Consider the following 21254-nt stretch of genomic DNA (forward strand, 5'->3'; position numbering starts at 1 on the left):
TGCAATCAAATTGCCGCAACAAGTTTGGCCAGTAGGTCGCGCACCTGACCTGCGACGGCATGCATTGCGGGATTGTCGATGGCCTGCATCGACGCCACCGGATCAATCGCACTCACCTCGACCCCGTCTTCGACCTCGCGCAGGATAACGTTGCAGGGCAACATCGCACCGACGCGCGGTTCCATCCTGATGGCTTCCATTGCCATCTTCGGGTTGCAGGCCCCTAGAATGCGGTAGGCTGGGATATCCACGTCCAGCTTCTTCTTCATCGTTGCCTTGACGTCGATCTCTGTCAGCACGCCAAAGCCGTTATGAGCCAGCGCAGCACGGGTTCTGGCGTCGACCACGTCAAATTCCGCACCTGTGATCAGCCGGTTGATCGTATAGTCCATCGGGTTTCCTTTCGACTATTTGCGCAGGTATTTGACCAGCGCCGCAATCGCGAGGCCGACCAGCACAAGGGTGACGATCATCCAGAGCCAGCCGAAGCCCATTCCAAATCCCATACCGTAGCCGTTCATCTTCATGGCCTCCTGATCTATGTTGGGATTTCTCCCGCTAACGGGGGCTTTGCCCAGTTAGCGGGAGAAAAAAGGCGGGTCAGTTGTTGTCCATCATGCCTTGACCCATGCCCTGCATGTTGCCCTGCTGTCCGCCCATGTGGCTCTGCATCATTTCTGCCATGGCGGCCATTTCAGCCTCCGTCACCTGCGCATCTCCATCGGCGTCGTGCATCTGAAAGGCACGCACGGTCATCGGTCGGGTGTGGGCCGCATGCATCACCTCGAATTCCTCCAGCGACAAAGTCCCGTTGACGTCGGTGTCGTAGGTCTTGAGTTCAGACTGAACCCCGGCTGTCATTTCCTCGGGGCTGAGCGTGCCGTCTTTGTTGGTATCGAATGTGGCCATGGCATAGCTCTGGCCGCCGGCCATCATTCCCATAGCGCCACCCATCATCCCGCCATGCTGACCCATCATGCCCATGCTTCCGCCCATCATGCCATCATGCTGCACCTGGCCCTGCTGGGCGACGACCGGTACGGCGACAGCGGCCACGCCAAGGGCTGCAACGGCTGCGAGGGCGAATTTTGTCGAACGTTTCATTCTGTCTCTCCTGGATCAGATTGCGATGGGTCCAATCTGGGAGCGAGGTGTCCCACAGGTTTGTCAGGACGATACCTGTTTTGTATCAAACTGTCGCAAGCCAAGGTCCTGAGAGAGGTTTGCGACAATCTTCTGTCCGCAGCACCACCGCGTTCAGCTAGGGTCGACATCAGGAGACAAGATGATGACCCAGCCGCCGCATATTCTGATCGTCGATGACCACCGCGATATCCGCGATGCGCTGGTGAAGTATTTGGAAAAGAACGGCATGCGCGCGACTTCAGCCGCCAACGCCGTCGCAATGGATGCGGCGATGAAGGTGGGTCAATTCGATCTGATCGTGCTGGATGTGATGATGCCGGGCGAAGATGGTCTGTCGGTCTGCCGACGTTTGCGCGCACAGGGCGACATTCCGATCTTGATGCTGACAGCCCTGGGTGATGAAACTGACCGTATCGTGGGGTTGGAGGTCGGGGCGGACGACTATCTGCCCAAACCCTTCAATCCGCGTGAGTTGCTGGCCCGGATCAAGGCGATCCTGCGGAGGTCGGACCGTGGGGGCGTCGTTGGTGGCAGCCTTGCCGGGCACAGATTGGCCTTCGACCGATGGGTGCTTGATACCGACCGCCGGACCCTGACCGACGACAATGGCACGGAGGTCGCGCTGACAACTGCGGAATTCCGCCTGCTGACGGTGTTTCTGGAACGGCCGCGCTTCGTGCTCAGCCGCGAACAACTTCTCGATCTCACATCGGGTCGCGCCTCACAGGTGTTCGATCGCACCATCGACAACCAGATTAGCCGCCTGCGCCGCAAGATCGAGGCCGATTCGGCCAAGCCTGTGCTGATCGCAACCGTCTGGGGTGGTGGCTACAGCCTTGCCGCAGATGTCAGTGCACTGCCATGAGCGTACGGTTCCCGACGCTCCGCAAGCTGTTCCCGCAATCTCTTGGCGGGCAGTTGCTGGTCATGCTGCTTTTGGCGTTGGCCATCACACAAGGGCTAGGCCTGTTGCTGCTGACAGACGAGCGGAACCGGGCGGTTCGCGCTGCACTCGGGCTGGAAGCGGCAGGGCGCGCCGCGAATGTTGTCTTGCTTCTGGACGGCGCCCCCACTGATCTGCGCATGTCGATACTCCGCGCGGCAAATTCTCCGCTTGTCCGGTTTGAAGTCGGGCCCGAGCCTGCAGCGTCCCACGACAGCGCCGAGGCGGACATGGTTCTGCGCCAGATCCGCCAGATCCTTGGCGAGCCGGAACGGGAAGTTCGCGCCGATGTTCATGCGCTTTCTCTCGCGTCCTTGCCATTGCCAGAGGGAGTGCCAGCCAGCATGCGCCCGATGCATGAGGCGATGATGGCGGGGCGAACCGACCCCATTGAACTGACGCTGTCGATCCGTCTTGCGGCGGGCGATTGGCTGAACGTGCGCACGATGTTTTACCGCCCTGCCCTGCAATTGACTCCGCAGGCTCTGCTGCCGGTGGTGTTGATGGCGGTCGCGGTAGCTTTGGTGGCCTGGTGGACTGCGCGGCGCGTCGTCGGCCCGATGCGTGCTCTTGCTGTTGGCGCCGACCGCTTGGGCCGTGGACTTGATGCCGATCCGCTGCCGATGACGGGGCCATCCGAGGTGCGCGAGACCACGCAGGCCTTCAACCGGATGAAAGCCCGACTGACCCGCTTCGTGAACGAGCGCACGCACATGCTCGCCGCCCTGAGTCATGATTTGCGCTCGCCGCTTACAGCAATGCGGCTCAGGATCGAAATGCTGGACGAAACCGAGGATAGCGTACGCCTGAAGGCACTGGTCGAGGAAATGCAGGCCATGGTCGAGGCGACCCTGGAATTCGCACGCGGGGTTGCGCGGGCAGAACCCGCCGCTGAAGTCGATCTTGCCGCCCTGCTCGCTGATCTGGTCAACGATGTAGGAGGAGATCGGGCCAATCTTGCCCCGTCGTCGCCTCTGCCCATTGCCATCCGCCCGCACGCCTTGAACCGCGCTCTAAGGAACCTGATCGACAATGCTGTCCGCTATGGCGGGGTGGCGATGGTTAAGTTGGACCGAACGCCGGGATTGGCCGTCATCACCATCGCGGACAAGGGCCAGGGATTGCCCGAAGACCAGCTTGAAGCGGTATTTGAGCCGTTCGTAAGATTGGAAGGGTCTCGCAGCCGAGAAACCGGCGGCGTCGGCCTCGGCCTGGCAATCGCCCGCACGATCATTCAGGCGCACGGCGGGACAGTCGTGCTCCGCAATGTGCCTGCAGGTGGACTGGAAGCAGTTGTGTGTTTGCCACTCGGTGATGCGTGATCACACCTCACAAGAGCGCTGAACATTTCCAGGCTATCGAATCCGACCCATAGAAAAACCTGTGGTCACATCGGGCCGCTAGACCGCTGCACGCCACATTCTGAAACGCCCTTGGCCGGTCACCTCGCAGATCAGCCCGTGCTCCTCCATCCAAGCCAGGTTTCGCTGAACAGCCGCACGACTGGCGCCGCTCAGAGTCTCGGCCATCGGCGCAGAGACCAAGGGCCATTCGGTCAATGCAGCGCGCAAAGCCGGAGGCGTACGGCCAGACAAAACTGACATGGCCGTCTCCACCCGAGTGGACCATATTTCGAGATCGTCGAGGTGCCGCATCGCTGCGAGGCATGCGTTGTCCATTCCGTCCAGCCAGCGGATCAACCGCTCTGCCGGAGGTCCGCCGGCCCGAAGCCCCCCTGCCCCACCCATTGCTACTGGTGCGAAAATCGCACCCTTCCCTTCGGCTGCAGCAGCTCGGCCTGCCGTGACCGCAGCCTCCATCCGGTCACCATGCTGACCGAGACCTGCCAAGCTCCAAAGGTGAAAGCCCAGACAAGCCCGGGTGATAGGGTGAAAGTGTCGGGCGGCTCCCATCAAGGCGAGCCAACCATCGGCGCGATCAGTGAAACGCTCGGCGTCATCCGCTATGTTCTCAGGGTCCCGCCGGTCGAGAAAATCGGCTAGCCCAGCTTCGGGGCCAGGCCCTCCAGTGAGACGTCGAACGGCCCATCCAACACGAGACAGCGCCCCAGAGTCTTCCTGAGCGCCAGACAGACGAAGCGCGATCCAGAGTGCAAGGCGGTCAGGGCTGACCCGGTCGCCAACGAACCAGCTTAGCTCTGCAGCCTCGATCAGTGCTAATCTGTGCCGCCAACCCGATGGCCCGCGTCGCAGACGGTCGTCAAGCGCGCCCAGTCTCCCGGCTACTCGTGCAAGGCGGGCCGCACAACCCGCTTCGGCCCGGGCCCATGCCGCAACGACTGAGGTTTCGCTGGGTTCAGATCTTGGGCCTGGAAGCAGATAATCAGGTTCCTTATCCATCGGTCCTGGCAGGAACCACTGTCGCTTTTCCTTCACGATTTCACTGCGTGGTTTTCACATGATTTCCGCAAGGTACCTCCGGAAGTGGCGCGGGTTTCTGCTTTGCGATTTCAATTTCATTATGGACTTCAATAGGTTTTGAAGGGCACGGCGGCATGACAGCACTCAGCAAAGATCGGCCTTTGGAGCGGGCAGCTTACCGCGCTTCAGACGAGGCTTGGTCGAAGGCGGTTCGGATCGCTCGCGAACTTGACCGGGTTCTCGATGGCGACTTGCCGATGCGGGAGGCTGTCAGCCGGGCAGCGGTGGAACTGCGCCTTTCGACGCGTCAGGTCTACAATCACCTCGCCCGGTATCGGGAGGACCGCCGTGTCTCGTCGCTTCTTCCTCGGACGAATGGCGCGCGGCGTGCGAGGATATCGGCCAGCGTGGAAGCCATCATTTCCGACACTTTGCGAAAGATGTGGCTGCAGCCAGAGCAACCCGATCTCGCGCCCATCGTCGACGAAATCCGTGCGCGCTGTGACAGCGAAGGGTACAAGCCCCCGTCCTATGTCACTGTGGCCAAGCGGATCCGGCGCGTGTTCACCCCAGAGGAGATCGCGCGGCGGCGGCTTTCCGGTGGCAAGCATCTTCACCGCCTGAAGCCGCGTCCGGGATACATCCGTGCCGCCCACGCCCTTGAGGTCGTCCAGATCGATCATACCCCGGCCGACATCCAGTTCGTCGAGGTGATCGACGATCATGGCATCTTCGTTGGCAGACCTTATCTGACCATCGCCGCCGATGTGGCGACGAGTGCCATCATCGGCTTCTGTCTGACCCTCGAGCGTCCGTCCCGGCTCTCGGTCGCCTTGTGCCTTGCCCACGCGATATGCAGCAAGGATAACTGGCTGGCCGAACGCGGGATCGCGCACCCGTGGGTGATGCATGGCCGCCCTAAGCAGATCGTCGTGGACTCCGCCAAGGAATTTCAGAGCAGTACCTTTACGAAAGGATGCGCCGACTTCGGGATCACCGTCCGAACCCGGAACAAGGGCACAGTTCACCGAGGTGGGGTTGTCGAGCGCCTCCTTGGAAAAGTGAACACGGTGCTTCGCTCTCTTCCTGGCAAGACCGGACGGTCGATCGCGGATCGCGGCGACTATTCGTCCGATGAGAGGGCAAGTCTGACCTTCGCGGCCCTCGAGCGTTGCATCGCCCTGGCAATCGTCGATCACAACCAGACCCAGAACGCGCGCAAGCTGACTGTGCCTCGCCTCGAATGGGAGCTGCGACTTCCACCGACGGACCGGCCGATCGATGATCCTGACCAAGTCCTGCTCAACTTTCTCCCCCGCACAACACGCCGCATCTCTCCCCAAGGCGTCAGCCTGTTCGCCATCGACTACTTCGAGCAATGGCTTGGGCCTCTCGTCGCCCGCCGTGACCGGTTGCCACCTCTGGATCTATGCTACGACCCCCGGGACATCAGCCGGATCTACATCGCCGATCCCGACACGCGGATCTGGCGTCCGGTAAAGCGGCGGGATGGGGTGACCATGCCAATCACCCTTTGGCAGCATGAAGCCGACCGAGCGCGCACGCGAGAGAGCCAACAACGACCGGCGCAGGAAAAGACGCTTCTGCGCCGGGAAATCGCGGCGACCGTCGCCGGGGCCAAATCCAAGAAGGCTCACCTGCGGGAAATGACCAGGGCCCGACACGCCGCAGACGCGCCGAAGGCGTATCAAAATGTCGGGCAGGTTTCGGAGGCGACCCATACCGGACCAGAACCTGACCGACCCCGCCGCGTCTTTCCTGTGGAGACCTGGTAGCATGGCCGACCATCTCCTACCATCAACCTCAGCGTTGCTCGATGCGGATGCTGCCACCCGCATTGCTCATATTCGGGCGCCACGCTGGATAGGCCATCCCGGTGCCTCTGCGGCACATGATGCGATGCGGCAGCTGTTGGAACGCCCGCCATCACTCCGTCCACGCGGCTTGTTGATTGCTGGTCCCTATCACAACGGCAAGACCATGATCGCCGAACGCTTCGCCGTCGAACATCTGCGCCGTGCCGACCGGCAAAGGGTCTGGGTGATCCAGACCCGGGAGGGGGCAGGCCTGTCGCATTTCTACGCCAGCATTCTGTCCGGACTGCGCGCCCCGCAAGCTGCCGGCTGGCGTAGCCTGTCCCGCGCCAGCGAACAGGTCGATCATCTTCTCGACAGCGTCAAGCCGCGCCTGCTCATCTTCGACGAATTCCACAGTGTTCTGCGCGGACGCCGACAGGATGTGAAGGCAATCTTCTCGTTCCTGCGGCGGATCGCACGCGTGCATGACATCTCGCCCGTGCTTGTCGGCGAAATCGCTGTCTATGATGCATTGCACGACACTGAAGAAATGGGCTCGCGGTTCGATACGGTCGCAGTGTCACGGTGGGGATTCGACGAAGACTTCGCCACGCTTCTCGACAGTCTCGAGGCCAGCATGCCGCTTGCGCATGCCTCAAACCTCTCACGACCTCCCCTGGCCAAAATGATCCATGATCTGTCGGAAGGGCTGATTGGCGAGGTGGTCGACATCGTCACCCGGACGGCGGTGGCAGCTGTTGAGAGCGGTGAGGAAAGGATCACGTCCAGCACCGTCATGGCCCTCGGCTATGTACCGCTGTCACGGCGACGGAACTCGGCCTTGCGCCATTCAATGACATGACCAGCAGTGCGCAGAGGATCACCGTCTCCCCGGCCCGCCGCTATAGAGTGGCCGCGGGGCATCGCTGGCCGGTGGACGTCCGGCCAGCTCCTGGGGAGCTTTTGTCAAGCTGGCTGCATCGGCTTGCACATGCCAATGGTGTGCCGCCGCGCTATTTTGGAGCGGTGCTCGGGGTGGCCGGCGAGACATGGTCGGCGCAACTTGACCGGCATCTGCCGGATTCTGTTCGTCGCTTGCTGCTCGACCATACGGCGATCTGCCCCGACGAGATCGACGGTCTTTGTCTGGCCAACAGTCCACTCTCGACCCTGCGCTTGCGGCTGCGGACCCGGCCGCAAGATGCAGGGACATCGACGGCGCAGTCCTGTTGGTTGCAGTTCTGTCCCTCCTGCCTGGGGGAAGACGAGGTGCCCTATTTCCGGCGGAGCTGGACCTTGGCAACCCGCGTGTCCTGCTTTCGCCATGGCTGCCGCTTGCGCGACCGTTGCCCGTCTTGTGGGCAGAGCCTTGCGCCATTTCGTCAGGCTCGCCTCGTGCCACAACAGTACTGCGCCTTCTGCGACGCCCCTCTCGCAAAACCGACTGGCCCGGCAAGCACGGGCGCCCGGCGCCTCGAGCGGCTGATCGACGATCTGCTGCGCCTTGATTCCGCTGAGCGCGCGCAGGACGACCGGAAGTCTCTTGCCGTGCAGCTTATGAAACACCCAGTGCCCGTCAGAACGGCGACATCAACGGTCCCATTCTTGTCGCATCGGGTTCGCTACAATTTCTTCCAGCGGTTGTCAGAGCGGCAGATCGAGGTAAGAGACCCCACAGAACGCGGCCCGCTGACCTTCTGGCTCGGGCTGGCCCGCGCCTCCGAAAACCACAAGGGGTTGGTCGGGACGCTCAGAGATCGGCTTGGCGAAACTGTCGGGCCGGGGCCGGCCTCCTCCTCCAGAGAGCCTGATCTGGCCGCCTTGCTGCGGGCAGCAATCCGGCTTCACCAAAGTCGCTGATTTCCTGCTGAAGCCTGGCCGGTCGCCTAACCTTCCATGGCCCCCGATGGGCCTGCCAGGCCTGCATCGTCCAATTGCTCGGGGTCTGGCAGGTCGCGCAAGGACTCCATCCCGAAGGCAGCCAAGAACGCCTCGGTGGTGACGAAGGTATGAGGCGCGCCACGGCGGGGTTCGCGAGGGCCGGTGCCGATCAGGTCCCGCTCGGCAAGTCGGCCGATCAGGTCACGGCTGATCCCTTTTCCGAAGATGTCCTTCAACCCGTCGCGGCTGATCGGCTGGTGATACGCAATCGCCGCCAGCACGGCCAGATCGTATTCCGACAGGTTCAGCGCTTGGCCGTCCACATCCGCCGCGGCGCGGATCGCCGGGGCATAGGCCGCGCGCGTGCGCAGCATCCACGCCTTTCCCACCTGTGCCACCTCATAGGGTCGGCCTTCCAGATCCACAGCCAGATCCTCGATCAACAGATCGACTGAGGCCCCCTGCCCCACGACCCGCGCCAGATCCTCGCGCGCCACCGGGGTCGTGCTTGCGAACAGCACCGCCTCGATCCGACGCATCCATTCCCGCCAGCGCAGCTCAGGGGGAAGAACGGCCAATTCGCGGTCAAGTTCTGTGTCCTCGCGCCGCCCCATGCTCAGACCCCGTAAAGTCGGAACGTGTCCCGCCCTGTCAGTTCGCGCACGGCGCCGAGCGCCACCAGTCGGTCGCAGAGCCGTCGCGCGGCCCGATCCGACATGAAGGCCAATGCCCCCGGCACCAGCGCATCGCGCGACAGGAACAGATCGACCGCCCGGCCCGCCGCCTTGGCGCGCAGCTTCGGGGCCACTGCCCGAAGGCGGGCCGCCGCACGGGCCAGATCGCCGGCCAGCGGCAGCGCCTGCCGAACGGCAGAGACAACGGCGCGGTGACAGGCCAGCCGCAGATCATCGCCCCGCAAGCGTATATCGCGGGGCTTGAGCGTCAGCGCCAGAAGCGGCAGCACATGCGTTGCCCCCAACGCTTTTGCCAACGCGGCATCGGACAGGATCAGGGCGGCGGCCTCGGCTCGCGGACTATCGGTCAGCACCGCCTCGACGACCTGCGCCGCGCGGTCCACTGGGGTCGGTCCGGTGGCATCAAGGCAAAGCGCGATCCGCTCTGCCGTTACTCCGTCCAGCGTATTGACCAGATGCGCGACCGAAACCGGCCGCGCCGCCGCGCGTGACCACTGCCGTGCGATCCGCCCCGCCGGGCCGGGGTCGTCGCCCGGTCCCGTCAGGTGCAGGGCATCGCGCAAGGCGCCCTGCCCTTCCCTTCGCCCCGCCATCGCAGCGCAGTTCTCGGCCGCCGTCAGGGCCAGACGATCGCGCCACAGCGCCAGAGGCACATCCCCCGACGCCATTGCCTGACCCAGATGCGCCAGCGCGGCCCCGGACCGGAAGGCCGCAGCCTCCGGCGGCTCGGACGGCGCAGAGACGATCCAGCCCGGCAGCGGGGGCAGCATCGGCAAGGTTTCCAAAGGCTCGGCGCGCGGTTTTCCCATGTCGGCAGCTTATATTGTGACGGCGCTTTCTGCCAGAGAAATGCACCTATAGCGCCGCAGCTTTGTCGGCTCCACAATGTCCAATAAGATTGCATTATCGGACGTAAAGACGATAGGGTCACAAGCATGACCTGTCGTTTTAGTTTCATGGGTGGATTCACCCGAAATCAGCCCTCTCGCCTTCAAAGTTTCCACTTAATCGGTGGACCGGGCTCTTGCTCAATCTCTGGACTCCTCGTTTGCCCCGGTCAGCATGGGGCATTCCTTTGCAGATCGCTGACGCCCGTTCCTGGCTCAGATATCGTGTCGGCGCGACGCGCCTGAACAATCTGGAGGCCGCCTCCGGCATCGTGCCGTCTGAAACAAGCGCAGCTCCAAACAAGTCCTGCAGCACAACTAGCGTCAGCGCACGCCACCGAACCGGAAGGCGCCTCAGCGGCGCGGGTGTGCCCACGACGGCCCGGACCTCGAAAGGGCAATGCCATCCGGGTTGGTCGAACCAGAGCGCCAAGACCGGGCGGGCCGCGTCCACACGATCAAGCGGCGCCCACAAAGTGCGAATTGCCTGCTCGAGAGGTGCGCGAAGATCCGCGCACCCTCTGACGATCCGTCCGGCCTGCCGTTGCAGACCGAAGACTGTTTTGGCGAATTCGGCGGCCGAACGAACCGCCGCCGCCCCTCCCCTTCCGGTGAGTTGACCATCGCATTTACGGCAGAATGGGCGCAACCGGCCGTCGCGTATTCTGAACGAGATCCGCAGATGGCATCCACAGCCGGGGCAGCGATCCCGCAGCATTTCTGTGTGCGCCGGGCAGACGATCTGTTCCGCCAGCCGCCATTCCGCCCGTACGTAGGCGTCGCGCCCTGCCGCTAAATCGGCATCGAAACAGGCAAGGCAAGCCGGAACTGTTCCCCTCGCCCCCTCGAAGAACCAGTCCGGCGGGCGTTCGGTGTATCTGGATTTCAGAGACAGGCGTTCAAGACGCGCGGAATCGATCCGACAACCCCGCGCCCAAAGCCTGAGCAAACCGCGATCGGGGCATATATCGTCGATCTTCCGCAAATCCGGGGCGCGGCCCCCCTGCCCTACCAGATAGGCTGTTAGCCCCGGCACCTCCAGATCATAGCGGGCGGCGACCCGTGCCATCCAGGAGGAGAGCAATTCATCCCGAAACGGGCGCGGTGCAACGGGAAGCCGGATCGCCGCTGTCATGCCGAAACCTGGGGTTGCAGAGTTTGACGCGAGCGACGGCGATTGCTTTGCGTCATCGACACCAGCGGCAGCACCAGATCATCCCCGAAACTCTCGGCGTCGAGTCTCTCCCGGCCAGAGTGAACGGCTGCTTCCGCCGCGGTCTCGATCAAACGGAGTATGCGCGCCGTTACACCAGAGGTCAGCGCATGGACCCGTGCCCTGGTCGCGGGGCCCGTCAAATCGGACGGCTCGCGCAGCGGCAGGATGTGCCCGAGGCTTTTCAGCAGTCCGGCAAAGGCGGCATCGTTCTTCCAGGGCTTGAGGTGAAACGCTTCGAACCGTTCCGCCAATTGCGCATCCGTCAGCAGCGCCTGACGGGCAAGGTCGGTCCCTGCGCAGACCAGGGGAATCCGCAGATCGTTAGCGAGGAACCTTATGGCATTAAGGAAAATTCGCTGCTGCCTGTATGTGCCGGCCAGCATGCCGTTCACCTCGTCGAGAATGATCATCTTCGCCCCGACCGTGCGCAGCAGCGCGCGGCAGACATCCTTCTCGCGGGCCAGTGTGCCCCCGGCCATTGCCGGCGCGCCCATGCTGGACAGCAATTCGCGGTAAAGGTCCCGTTCGAGCGGTTCGGATGGCACTTGAGCAACCACCACTGGACGACGATCAACACCGGTCACCTGACAGAACTTTGGCGGGTGAGCGCGCTCGAACTTGCGGACAATCTTGGTCTTTCCCATGCCCGTGTCGCCATAGATCAGCAAACAGGGCATCCGGTCACGGGCTGGGTAGGTCAGCAGGTTTTCCAGGCGCGCGAGCGCCAGGCCAGCCTGATCGAAGCCGATCCAGCGGTCGGCCCGGATCCAGGCGATACGCTCGTCATCCGGGAGCCCCGCGAACTTCCGATACGCCGGATCGAGATGCGGGCACCCCCCTGCTCCGCTCATGACCATTCCTCCACTTCGAACGTGGGCACATCGAGGATGTCGCAGGCTTCCGCGTGATCGGGGATACTTTCTTCGATCGCGGCGAGCTCGACGCCGGACAGCGCCCTGTCGCGCCGTTCTGTGAGCCGTCTGGCCTCCCGGGTTTTGCCGGTTGCGGCATCGACAAGGGCCCTTTGCTCTTCGATCACTGCGAAAATCAGCGTTTCGTCCTCAAGCGACCGCCCCCGCTCCCTCAAAACCACCTGTGCGCGGCGATGCTCGGCCAAGGTGATCGGAGGATGGCGCAGATCGGCAAACCGCACCGGGTATCGCTGACCATCCGGCAATCGCACGAACACCCTCGAGAGATCGCGCGGATCGTAGGACACACGCAACTGCCGGTCGCCTCTGCCCGCCCAAAGGCTCAGGATATCGTCCCAGTACCGTAGGCCGAAGAGATGGATGCCATCGCGACGCACCATGCGTTCGACACTGGGCAGAAAATCGATCCGGAACCCTTCCAGGTCGTATGGCTGCCGCAGAGATGTGTCACGCCGCGCATAGGCCTCCTGCCAGGCCGCAAGGGGCGGAATGCCGAGGGACCGATGGCGCTCAGCATGGTAGCGGGTGATTTCCAAGGCGAGCCAGCGCTCCAACTCGTCCAGCGTCATGGCCGATCTGGCGGCCGAGTCATACTCGCCGCGATCCTGAGTGTTGCTGAAGGTCGATCCGGGTAGCAAATGCACGGCCCCCATCATCGTGCCGATCAACCGTTCGATATGGCCACCGTAATGTGGCGCGCCGATCGGACGATATTGTAGCGAAATCCCATGTTCTTCAGCACCGCGCCGCAGTGCCTTGGAACGAAACTCCTTGGCATTGTCGACATGAATGGTCTCGGGCATTCCCGCTGCGGGCCAGCTCGCATCGATGCCCAGGCTTTCAAGCCAATCCAGCTTCGGTTGAACCAGGTGCTGGATGACAAGTGAGACAGACAAAGCGGACGGTGGCTCCAGTGTCAGATAGAACCCTGCAACCATGCGGCTCGCGACATCGATGGCCAACGTCAGCCAGGGCCGCTGCAAGGGCTGACGTTGCGCCCGATCCACGATGATGACATCGACCAGCGTGTGATCAATCTGGACCACCTCGAATATCCCGTCGACCTGATAGGTGCCAGGAACCGGCCGATAAAAATGGCGCGCAGCCTTCGCCCCTTCTCGGGCGGCAACCAGCTCGGCCGGATCCAATGCCGCCACACGGTCCCGCAGCGTGGTCCAGGACGGGGCACGCAGGCCCCGCTGACAGCAAAGCCTGCGCACCTCTTTTTGCAGGGCATGGATGCTCGGCTTCTGACGTGATTTGAAGAAGCTCGCGATCGCCTCAGAAATCAGCACTTCGATCTCGTCCGGCAGCCGGCGGCGGCCCGCTGGGGATCCCGCTTGAGCCGTCAGCAAAGAACTGGTGGCTGGGCGCGCCTTATAAGCACGGATCAGTTCGTAGATGCGTGATCGCTTAAGCCCAAGGTCCCGGCAGGCTGCGAGGACGTCCGCTCGGCTTGGGCTAGCTTTGCACGCAAGTCGGCGAACCACAGCCTCCCGTGCAACTGCCCGTTCCCATGCGGCATCGCCAACGCCGAAGATGTCTGTTCGGTCCGACATGGCTAAAACCAAGAAAATGGTATCTTGTGTCCGATAATGAAATTAGAATCCAGAAATGAAACAAGAACATGAATACAATGATATCAGTGCGTTAGAGTCCATCAATGGAACAAGAACGACAGACCGAAACGCCCGAGAAATCGCCTTCAGAACCCCCGGAACGTCCCGATCGCCATGAGCGGGACGACAGCGCTGATACGGAGCGCGACACGATCGCCCCGCCCTCCCATGTCGCTGGCTCGGGCACGCTCGACCGCCTGGTCGAAACGGCGCGTGACTATGCGCGTCAGGCGGCGTCGGAGAACACGCTGAAGGCCTACACCAAGGATTGGGCCCACTTCGCGCGCTGGTGCCGGATGCGTGGCGCGGACCCTCTCCCCTCGTCGTCCCAGCTGATCGGCCTCTACATCGCCGATCTGGCAGCGCCGAGCGGCAAAGCACCTGCCCTCTCGGCCTCCTCTATAGAACGGCGGCTGTCTGGCCTGACCTGGGGCTATGCGCAGCGCGGAGAGCGGCTCGACCGCAAAGATCGGCACATTGCCAGCGTCCTGGCTGGCATCCGCCGCAAGCACGCACGGCCACCAGCACAGAAAGAGGCCATTCTGCCGGAAGACCTGCGCGACATGCTGGCAACCCTCCCCCACGATTTGCGCGGCCTGCGCGACCGGGCGATCCTGCTGATCGGCTTTGCTGGTGGCCTGCGTCGGTCCGAAATTGTCAGCCTCGACCACGGCAAGGATGACACGCCTGACTCCGGCGGCTGGGTCGAGATCTTGGAGGACGGCGTGCTCCTCACCCTGCGCGGCAAGACCGGTTGGCGCGAGGTCGAAATCGCCCGCGGCTCATCAGATCAGACCTGCCCGGTCCATGCCCTGACGCAGTGGCTGCATTACGCAAGGATCGACTTCGGCCCGATCTTCGTCGCCACGTCACGCAACGGCCTGAAAGCTACGAGCGAGCGGTTGTCCGACAAGCACGTCGCCCGGCTGATCAAGTCCTGCGCCCGCGAGGCCGGGCTACGCCCTGATCTGCCTGAAGCCGAGCGCGTGCGGCTGTTCTCGGGCCATTCCCTGCGCGCAGGCCTTGCCAGCAGCGCGGAAGTTGATGAGCGCTACGTTCAAAAGCAGCTTGGTCATGCCAGCGCAGAGATGACCCGCCGATACCAGCGACGCCGCGACAGGTTCCGGGTGAACCTGACCAAGGCCGCAGGCCTGTAAGCCCCCTGCCCTTCCGTCGAGCCTTTGCTGAAATGCCAAGCTCCAACCAGACCGCTCAGGTTTCAGCTAATCGCTTCAATTGAAATCGGGAACCAAACGCGACAACCACAGGTCGTCTTCGGACGCCTGTTCTCTTCCCTCGGGATCGCCGAGGGCTTCGTCAGGACTATCAGGCAGAACAGTGAGGTAGGGCTTCATATGTGCAAAATACGACTATTATGCAAACTACCCAAGGGTTTTCTGTGGGGCTGCATTTGCTCCTTATATAGTACGCGCGCGCGGTGTCCGTGGAGAGCGCTCTAGTCGCGTACAGCGCATGGAAACGAAGGGGTTTCCAGCGATCAGCACCACACAGCGTACCCTTGCATTCGTTTACAAACGGTGGTTTACAATCAGCACGTATTGCAAGAAAATACTAAATGAAAACAATATATTGTACAAGTTCCGCCGCACGCTGACTGAAAGGATTGGTCGCTCATCTAACCTATGCCGGGAGTATTTATGCTGCGGTCCCAACTGTCGTGGGTCCGGTCAGGGGCACGGGCGGGCTGTCGAGGCGTGCGGACCAGTCCTCGACCCGCCGCACCTCGATCCGGCGCGCTGCGAGCCGCCTCCAGCTTTCGGGCAGGCCCTCAAGCGCAGCAAGGCCGCCAAGGGATGCGAGATCGAGGGTGTCGCGGTAAAGCACCTGTGCCACACGGGCGAGTGGCCAGGCGGGGTTCGACCGGGCGGTCAGACGCGCCTCAAGGCCTGCATGAAGGCTCCCGGCTTCGATCACGCGGAAGTACCAGCCGGTCCGGCCGGTGTCCTGTACGCGGCGCGCCATATCGGGCACTCCAAAGCGCAGGTTCAGCTTCCAGCAGGGCTGCCGCCCCTGGCTGACCTCGAGCAGAACATCGCCCAGTCGCCACCGGTCGCCGAGGCAGATGTCGGCCTCTGTCGCGCCCTCGACCACCAGGTTCTCGCCGAACGCCCCGGGCCGAAAGCGCTCGGCGCGCTCGGGCTGTTCCTCTGCCCAGACCGGGTAATGAGCCACGGCATAGGCGTGAATCGCCTTGTCCGGCCCGCCGTGATGGCGCGGGTCGCCCTGCGTGTCTCCTGCAAGGCCCGTCGTGGAGGCCATGGTCGGACCCTCGACCACGCGCTTGTCGATGGCCGAGGGCTGGCCCTGAGGTCCAAAGGGGCGCGCAGGACCGATGCGGACTTCTCGAACGCGAAAGACGGTCATGCGCCCACCCCGGTCTCGGCCAGCCAGCGATGGAACATTGCGCGCGCCGCCGTTTCCAGCCGCAGGCCATGGCGCGCCGTGTCTGCGCGCAGACCGGTGACCCCGATCCCGGACGTGGCCGCGATTTCCAACGTATGTCCGACGAGCCAGGGCTCGATCCCCTGCGCGCCAGCCTCGGCGTGAAACTGGAGCGCGAGGGCGCGCGGGCCGGGCGCAAAGGCCTGGGTTGCGCAGGCCGCGGTCGCGGCAAGGCTCGGAATTTGCGGCGGCAGATGGCAGACCTCGCCGTGCCAGTGCAGGACGGGAATGCCATCAAGTGCCTCAAGCGCGCTGGCCCGGCCCGCTGCCGTCAGCTCAACCGGCGCCCAGCCGATCTCTTTCGCCGGACCGGAGCCGACCGTGCCGCCGATGGCGCAGGCCATGATCTGCGCTCCGAGACAGATCCCGATGGTCGGTCGGCCCATCGCGATCCGGGTCCGGGCGAGGTCAATCTCGCGCCGCAGGAAGGGGTAATCGGCGGCGTCGTTCACGCTGATCGGCCCGCCGAGCAAGATCACCAGATCGGCGTATTCCGCCTCATCAGGAATTGCCCAGGCTGGGCAGGTGCGCAGGGCAATGCCACGCTCGGCAAGGACCGGCTGCAGCAATCCGGCGTCCTCGAAGGCCACATGGGTGATTGCGATCGCGGTCATTCCAGGCTCTCCTTCACTAACGCCATCAGTTCCGCACCAAGTGCAAGGTCGCCGATCTGTCCGAAGTGGCGCGCGCGCATACGGCCCGCGCGGTCGAACAGCACCAACGAAGGTGTGCCTTGCAGGCCCCAGGCCTCCATTGTGCGCGGAAGCGCGCCCGTCCCGGGGGCATCGATGGCCACGGGGAAACGGATGCGCCATTCGTGCAGGAAGGCGGCCAGCGCTTCGGCACTGTTCGCCGCATGGTGCTCGAACACTGCATGCAGGCCGATCACGGCGATCTCGGCGGGGTCGAAGGTGGCGGCGATCCGGCCTGCCTGCGGCAGACCGTGCATCACGCAGCCTGGGCAAAGCATCTGGAACACCTCGACTGCCAGCACCCGGCCGCGGAAATCCGCCAGCGACAGGGGGCCGTCGGTGTTCAGCCAGCGCGCAACGTGGAAAGAGGGGTCTTCGGTCATGATCCTGGCCCTGTCGGATGGGATCGGGGCGACGGCAGGCGCCGCCCCGACGACTTACTGGTTCACACGCCCCGGCAGGCTCAGATCGCCCGAGGCCACATCGAAGACGTCCGTGACGCACAGGAGCGGCGCATGGACGTTTGCGTTGACGCGCAGGCCGGCCGTCACCCCGTCGAAGCTCGCCGCCTCGACCAGGCCGACCTCGGCGAAGGGCACGCGCACCTCGATCGTCTCGGCGCTGACAACGGGTTGCCAGCCGGGGCTGTCGATCAGAAGCGGCAGCCCGGGCCAGGTCAGTGGCAGGCGCGGCGACGCGCCTTCGGGGATGTCGATCACCTTCAGCGCGCCCGGACCGCAGGCCTCGTCGGGGCCGAGCACGACCCAGTGGCTGTGCCAGAGGTCGCCGTCGTTGCCGCGGTCGCCATCGCCGTTCTCGTCGAAGAGCGGCGTGTCGTCGAAGTCGGGATGCGCCGTCGCCGCCAGCGCGAGGATCCCCGCGCCGGGATCGAAGCCCACCGTGCCGGCATCGAGGCTGGTCGGCCAGACATAGGCAAAGACTTCCGACCCCGCCAGCACGCCGGTGGGCGCCGGCCGCGCCTCGCCCGCGACACCCGAGACCGCCATGTGGAAGACGGCGACGTTGCCCTCGGTCGTGATCCGGGTGTGGACGATGTCGAAGGGAGCAAGCGTGGCGTTGCCGCCGTCGGCCGCGAAGCCCCCGCTGTGGTCGTGGCTGCCGTCGGCCAGCGCGGCAAGGGGAAGGGCGACGATCAGCGCCGCGGTGCGTAGCGTGGTCCGGGCCATCATGCCGCCCCCTTCACGTCGGTCAGCGCGGCGCCGAAGTTGATGTGCAGGGGCACGCCCCCGATCACGAGCGCGGGCACCGAGGCGACGCCTGCGGCCTCGGCCTCGGCTATGCGGGCGCGGTCGGTGCCGAGGTGGACGATCTCGACTGCGAAGCGTGACGGGTCGAGCGCCGTGGCGAGATGCCGTTCTGCGTCAAGGCAGACGCTGCATCCGGCGTGGTAGAATGTGGCTTTCTGTGGCATGGTCAGGTGTCTCCTGTCTTTTCCATAGGCGGAGTGGACAACAAGGACGCCTCGCCCGTTGCCGCGGGCGGGGCGTCCGGCTTTGTGGCTCAGGCCGCGTCAAACCGCCGCCACAACGCGGCGGCCTCCTCGGCCAGGGCCGCTTCGTGTTCGCCGCAGTCGAGGCGCAGGCTTGCGTCCCCGAAGGCGGCATCCACAAATGCGCAGTGATGGGGGTGGTCCGCATTGGCATGCACGCGCGGCCGGAAATGGCGGCAGGTCACGCACATCCGCTGCACCGGGATCGCCCGGGCCTCTTGCAAGGTGCGGATGATCAGGGTCAGCGCCCGCAAAAGCGCGGCCTGATCTTGCGACGGCAAAGCGGCCAGTGCGCCCTGAACCGCCGTCGGTGCGGCAGTCAGTTTTTCGGCGAGGCACAACCCCGCTTCGGTCGGCAGCAGCCGTTGCGCGCGCCCGTCCTCCGGGTCGGGCAGGCGCAGGGCCAGACCCTTCGCGACCAGCGAGGAAATGGAATCGCTTGCACTGGCGGCGGACACGCCAAGATGCGCTGCAATGTCGGCGGGGCGCGCCGATTGCCGGGCGATGCGGGTCAGGATCTCGGCCTGGGCCGGCACAAGCCCCAGCTCGCCGGCCGATTGCCAGAGCCCGGCTCGCAAAGCGGATGTTATCCGGCCCAAGGCGAAAAGGATCTGCGTGTCAGGGGTTTCCATGGTGCCGCTATCGATTCAATTAGGAATCCTAATTATATTAGACATGGCGCTTTGACAACCTCCATTCCTGCGCCAGGCCCTTTTTCGGAACATATCACCGTGTCGTGACTTGTTTTGTGTATGTGCGTGCATAATATGGCAGTATGACAAAGAGGCAGATCTCTATCGGTCGCCCGCGCAGCTTTGAAAAGGACGAAACGCTTGACCGCGTTATCGCCCTGTTCTGGTGCCGCGGGTTCGAGACCACCAGCTACAGCGATCTCGAGGCCGCGACCGGGTTGCACCGGCAGAGCCTGCGCTATGCCTTTGGCGACAAGGCGGAGCTGTTCCGGCGGGCGCTTGATCGCTACGCGCGCCGCAAGACAGCAGAGATTCTGTCCGCTCTCGAAGGCGGAGAGACACCCCTTGCAGGCTTGGCGGAAGCTTTCCGTATCTGGGCTCGGGATGCCGGGACCAACGGTTGCCTTGTCGTCAATACCCTGGCCGAAAAGGGACCCTCCGACCTCGCTGCGCTCGACGCAGCGCGGCTTGCAACCTCACGGCTGCACGAAGGATTCGAGGCAGCTTTTCGCAAGGCCCAATCCCGGGGCGAGATACGGTCTGACGTGCCCCCTGCCCTGCTCGCGGCACAGGCCGTTGCCATCGGGGACGGGATGATGGTCCACAGCCGCGGCCTCGCCTGCACAGTTTCTCCGGATGGCCTGCTCATGGCCTTTCTCCGCCTCCTGAAACCCTGACTCCCGGAACGGTCATGCCCCGGGCTACACGCGCATGCCATTCTTGCACGATCAGTCACAAAAGGAACACACCATGGCCTGGATCTATCTTGGAATTGCCGCCGCCTTCGAAGTCACCTTCGCACTCAGCATGAAGTATTCCGAGGGGTTCACACGGCCCGTCCCCACCGTCGTCACCATCATAGCGGTCATCGGCGGCATCACCTTCCTGACGCTGGCGATGAAGACGCTTCCGGTCAGCGTGGCCTATCCGATCTGGACGGCGGTCGGTGCCTTGGGCACCGTGGCGCTTGGCGCGGCCCTGCTGGGGGAATCGCTAAGCCTTCTGAAGGTTGCATCCGTCGCGGCCATCGCCGTCGGCGTGGCAGGTTTGAAGGTCAGCACCCTGTGACCTAAAACCCTGTCGGGGCGTCGCACCGTGTCAAGGCCCCGACAGCGTTTCGATATGGGTTGCCGTGATGAGGTCGATGGTGTCGCGCGGAAATCCGGCGCGAACCAGGACGCGAAGCCCGACATAGGCCGCCAGCGTCGCCTTCGCCTTCTTGTCGACGGTGCTGACGCTCCACCCCCGGTCCGCCGCCGCATCGGCCAATGCCACCTGCAGGCCCTGCTCGATGGCCATGAACATGGCAAGGACACGTTCGCGCGTGTTGCCGTCACTAGCGGCCCTGTCCACCGCCGCATTGCACAGAAAACAGCCCCGCCGGTCATCGCCATCGCGCAACGCCGCAGCCGGGGCTTCGAGGAAGTGGGTGACCCGGGCCAGACCCGGGCCAGTTCCGGCATCCGCCAAAGCCTGCGCGGCAGGCTGGACGACCCGGTTGTCGTAAAGGTCGAGCGCTGCAAGCCAGACCCCCTGTTTCTCGCCATAGGCCTTGTAAAGGCTGCCACGCGACAGCCGCATGGCGTCCAGAAGGTCGGCAAGCGACACCTCCTCATACCCGCCCGACCAGAACAGCGCCATCGCGCGTTCGGTTGCCTCGTCCATCTGAAATTCGCGCGGTCGTGCCATCGGAAGGCCTCCTTGGGTCAGCCTACAGGTAAGAAACCGGTTGGTCCAGAACTCACGGAAACGTGCGCGACAGGTTGTAGACCGAATGGTTCCTAATCTCTATATCCCGTTCATCGCCACCGAGCGACCGCTTCGAAATCAGGGAGTTTCAGATGACCGACCAATCCGTTCCATCTCTTGCCGCCTACGGGCAATCCTTCAGCAGTTCCGGCCGGACCATCGCCGTCTTCGGGCTGGCCTTTGTCTTTGCCGCGATCGGCCTGATGAAGTTCACCGCCTACGAGGCCGAGGCGATCTAGGGTCTTGTCGCGTCGAGCCCGCTGCTGTCCTGGCTCTATGGCCTGTTCGGAGTCCGAGGGCTGGCCGCGGCCATCGGTGTCGTCGAGGTTTCGGCCGCTATCCTCTTGGCACTCCGCCCCTGGTCGGCCCTTGCCGGTGCCGCCGGGGCGGCGGCGATCTCTGCCACGCTGGTCACGACCCTGACATTCCTCTTCACCGCCCCGGGCTGGGAGCCGAGCCTTGGCGGATTTCCCTTCCTGTCCGTCGTGCCCGGTCAGTTCCTGATCAAGGACCTGCCGCTTCTGGGCATCGCGCTCTGGGCGCTTGGCGATGCGCTCTCAGACCTGCGGCGCGGCTGACCTGCGCCCCGTTCCATCGCCCTGATCCGAACCGTTCTTCAACCCCCAACACA

The 21254-nt window shown here is 63.8% G+C and carries 24 protein-coding genes and 1 pseudogene; 10 read left to right on the plus strand and 15 right to left on the minus strand.

The annotated features are described in order from the left end of the window. Window positions 1–5: 5 nt before the first annotated feature. Together N5I32_RS19095 and N5I32_RS19100 are read right to left on the minus strand one after the other, a co-directional pair. Window positions 6–392, minus strand: a complete 387-nt coding sequence (locus N5I32_RS19095; protein ID WP_261497538.1) for a DUF302 domain-containing protein — start codon at window positions 390–392, stop codon at window positions 6–8. Window positions 393–600: 208 nt separating this feature from the next. Continuing rightward, window positions 601–1104, minus strand: coding sequence for an EF-hand domain-containing protein (locus N5I32_RS19100; protein WP_261497539.1), 504 nt, complete (start codon window positions 1102–1104; stop codon window positions 601–603). Between the two features lie 181 nt (window positions 1105–1285). Between N5I32_RS19100 and N5I32_RS19105 the strand changes: the two genes are divergently transcribed. Next, on the plus strand, window positions 1286–2011 hold the full coding sequence (locus tag N5I32_RS19105) for a response regulator (protein ID WP_439648225.1): 726 nt from the start codon (window positions 1286–1288) through the stop codon (window positions 2009–2011). Continuing rightward, complete coding sequence (locus tag N5I32_RS19110; RefSeq protein WP_261497541.1) at window positions 2008–3411, plus strand: ATP-binding protein; 1404 nt, start codon at window positions 2008–2010, stop codon at window positions 3409–3411. The genes N5I32_RS19105 and N5I32_RS19110 overlap by 4 nt, the downstream gene beginning before the upstream one ends. Window positions 3412–3489: 78 nt before the next feature. Here the strand turns inward: N5I32_RS19110 and N5I32_RS19115 are convergent, their stop codons facing one another. Next, window positions 3490–4449 (minus strand): hypothetical protein, encoded by a 960-nt coding sequence (locus N5I32_RS19115; RefSeq protein ID WP_261497589.1) that lies wholly within the window; start codon window positions 4447–4449, stop codon window positions 3490–3492. Between the two features lie 155 nt (window positions 4450–4604). On the opposite strand from N5I32_RS19115, the gene N5I32_RS19120 reads away from it, so the two are divergent. From N5I32_RS19120 to N5I32_RS19130, 3 genes are read left to right on the plus strand one after another with little or no spacing between them, the layout of a single operon-like run. After that, window positions 4605–6266, plus strand: coding sequence for a TnsB C-terminal domain-containing protein (locus N5I32_RS19120; protein ID WP_261497542.1), 1662 nt, complete (start codon window positions 4605–4607; stop codon window positions 6264–6266). A gap of 1 nt (window position 6267) precedes the next feature. Further along, a complete protein-coding gene (locus N5I32_RS19125; protein ID WP_035714025.1) occupies window positions 6268–7149 on the plus strand; it encodes a TniB family NTP-binding protein in 882 nt (293 codons plus the stop codon). Continuing rightward, window positions 7146–8147: a TniQ family protein gene (locus N5I32_RS19130; protein WP_261497543.1), complete on the plus strand. Its 1002-nt coding sequence runs from the start codon at window positions 7146–7148 to the stop codon at window positions 8145–8147. Before N5I32_RS19125 ends, N5I32_RS19130 begins: the two co-directional genes overlap by 4 nt. Window positions 8148–8173: 26 nt before the next feature. Here the strand turns inward: N5I32_RS19130 and scpB are convergent, their stop codons facing one another. The 5 genes from scpB to N5I32_RS19155 form a co-directional block, all read right to left on the minus strand. After that, window positions 8174–8782, minus strand: coding sequence for an SMC-Scp complex subunit ScpB (gene scpB / locus N5I32_RS19135; protein ID WP_261497544.1), 609 nt, complete (start codon window positions 8780–8782; stop codon window positions 8174–8176). A gap of 2 nt (window positions 8783–8784) precedes the next feature. Further along, on the minus strand, window positions 8785–9672 hold the full coding sequence (locus tag N5I32_RS19140) for a DUF1403 family protein (RefSeq protein WP_035714019.1): 888 nt from the start codon (window positions 9670–9672) through the stop codon (window positions 8785–8787). A 157-nt stretch (window positions 9673–9829) separates the two neighbouring features. Then, complete coding sequence (locus N5I32_RS19145) at window positions 9830–10885, minus strand: TniQ family protein (protein ID WP_261497545.1); 1056 nt, start codon at window positions 10883–10885, stop codon at window positions 9830–9832. Next, window positions 10882–11817: a TniB family NTP-binding protein gene (locus tag N5I32_RS19150; RefSeq protein WP_261497546.1), complete on the minus strand. Its 936-nt coding sequence runs from the start codon at window positions 11815–11817 to the stop codon at window positions 10882–10884. Before N5I32_RS19150 ends, N5I32_RS19145 begins: the two co-directional genes overlap by 4 nt. Then, a complete protein-coding gene (locus N5I32_RS19155; RefSeq protein WP_261497548.1) occupies window positions 11814–13193 on the minus strand; it encodes a TnsB C-terminal domain-containing protein in 1380 nt (459 codons plus the stop codon). Before N5I32_RS19155 ends, N5I32_RS19150 begins: the two co-directional genes overlap by 4 nt. 368 nt (window positions 13194–13561) lie before the next feature. On the opposite strand from N5I32_RS19155, the gene N5I32_RS19160 reads away from it, so the two are divergent. Beyond that, the gene (locus N5I32_RS19160; RefSeq protein ID WP_261497549.1) at window positions 13562–14674 is read left to right on the plus strand and encodes a tyrosine-type recombinase/integrase; all 1113 of its coding nucleotides are present in this window, start codon (window positions 13562–13564) and stop codon (window positions 14672–14674) included. Between the two features lie 499 nt (window positions 14675–15173). Here N5I32_RS19160 and N5I32_RS19165 read toward each other — a convergent pair whose 3' ends face one another. The 6 genes from N5I32_RS19165 to N5I32_RS19190 all read right to left on the minus strand — a co-directional run bounded on the left by N5I32_RS19165 (window position 15174) and on the right by N5I32_RS19190 (window position 18718). Beyond that, window positions 15174–15902, minus strand: a complete 729-nt coding sequence (locus N5I32_RS19165) for an MOSC domain-containing protein (RefSeq protein WP_261497550.1) — start codon at window positions 15900–15902, stop codon at window positions 15174–15176. After that, window positions 15899–16594: a glutamine amidotransferase gene (locus N5I32_RS19170; protein WP_261497551.1), complete on the minus strand. Its 696-nt coding sequence runs from the start codon at window positions 16592–16594 to the stop codon at window positions 15899–15901. The genes N5I32_RS19165 and N5I32_RS19170 overlap by 4 nt, the downstream gene beginning before the upstream one ends. Further along, on the minus strand, window positions 16591–17055 hold the full coding sequence (locus N5I32_RS19175) for a thioredoxin domain-containing protein (protein ID WP_261497552.1): 465 nt from the start codon (window positions 17053–17055) through the stop codon (window positions 16591–16593). The genes N5I32_RS19170 and N5I32_RS19175 overlap by 4 nt, the downstream gene beginning before the upstream one ends. Before the next feature lie 54 nt (window positions 17056–17109). After that, the gene (locus tag N5I32_RS19180; RefSeq protein ID WP_261497553.1) at window positions 17110–17859 is read right to left on the minus strand and encodes a hypothetical protein; all 750 of its coding nucleotides are present in this window, start codon (window positions 17857–17859) and stop codon (window positions 17110–17112) included. Beyond that, window positions 17859–18104, minus strand: coding sequence for a hypothetical protein (locus tag N5I32_RS19185; protein ID WP_261497554.1), 246 nt, complete (start codon window positions 18102–18104; stop codon window positions 17859–17861). The genes N5I32_RS19180 and N5I32_RS19185 overlap by 1 nt, the downstream gene beginning before the upstream one ends. An 89-nt stretch (window positions 18105–18193) precedes the next feature. Then, on the minus strand, window positions 18194–18718 hold the full coding sequence (locus tag N5I32_RS19190) for a MarR family winged helix-turn-helix transcriptional regulator (protein ID WP_261497555.1): 525 nt from the start codon (window positions 18716–18718) through the stop codon (window positions 18194–18196). Window positions 18719–18957: 239 nt separating this feature from the next. Between N5I32_RS19190 and N5I32_RS19195 the strand changes: the two genes are divergently transcribed. Beyond that, window positions 18958–19551 carry a TetR/AcrR family transcriptional regulator gene (locus tag N5I32_RS19195; protein WP_261497556.1) on the plus strand — a complete coding sequence of 198 codons (594 nt, stop codon included), beginning with the start codon at window positions 18958–18960 and terminating at the stop codon, window positions 19549–19551. Between the two features lie 73 nt (window positions 19552–19624). Next, a complete protein-coding gene (locus N5I32_RS19200) occupies window positions 19625–19942 on the plus strand; it encodes a DMT family transporter (RefSeq protein ID WP_261497557.1) in 318 nt (105 codons plus the stop codon). A 30-nt stretch (window positions 19943–19972) separates the two neighbouring features. Here the strand turns inward: N5I32_RS19200 and N5I32_RS19205 are convergent, their stop codons facing one another. After that, on the minus strand, window positions 19973–20563 hold the full coding sequence (locus N5I32_RS19205; protein ID WP_261497558.1) for a TetR/AcrR family transcriptional regulator: 591 nt from the start codon (window positions 20561–20563) through the stop codon (window positions 19973–19975). A gap of 152 nt (window positions 20564–20715) precedes the next feature. Here N5I32_RS19205 and N5I32_RS19210 point away from each other — a divergent pair, with 152 nt between their 5' ends. Further along, window positions 20716–20862 (plus strand): hypothetical protein, encoded by a 147-nt coding sequence (locus N5I32_RS19210; RefSeq protein ID WP_261497559.1) that lies wholly within the window; start codon window positions 20716–20718, stop codon window positions 20860–20862. Between the two features lie 15 nt (window positions 20863–20877). Beyond that, a pseudogene (locus N5I32_RS19215) lies at window positions 20878–21201 on the plus strand (DUF417 family protein); the annotation flags it as partial. Between the last annotated feature and the right edge of the window lie 53 nt (window positions 21202–21254).

The organism is Albidovulum sediminis, from assembly GCF_025380365.1.
In the GTDB taxonomy this organism is placed as follows: domain Bacteria; phylum Pseudomonadota; class Alphaproteobacteria; order Rhodobacterales; family Rhodobacteraceae; genus Albidovulum; species Albidovulum sediminis.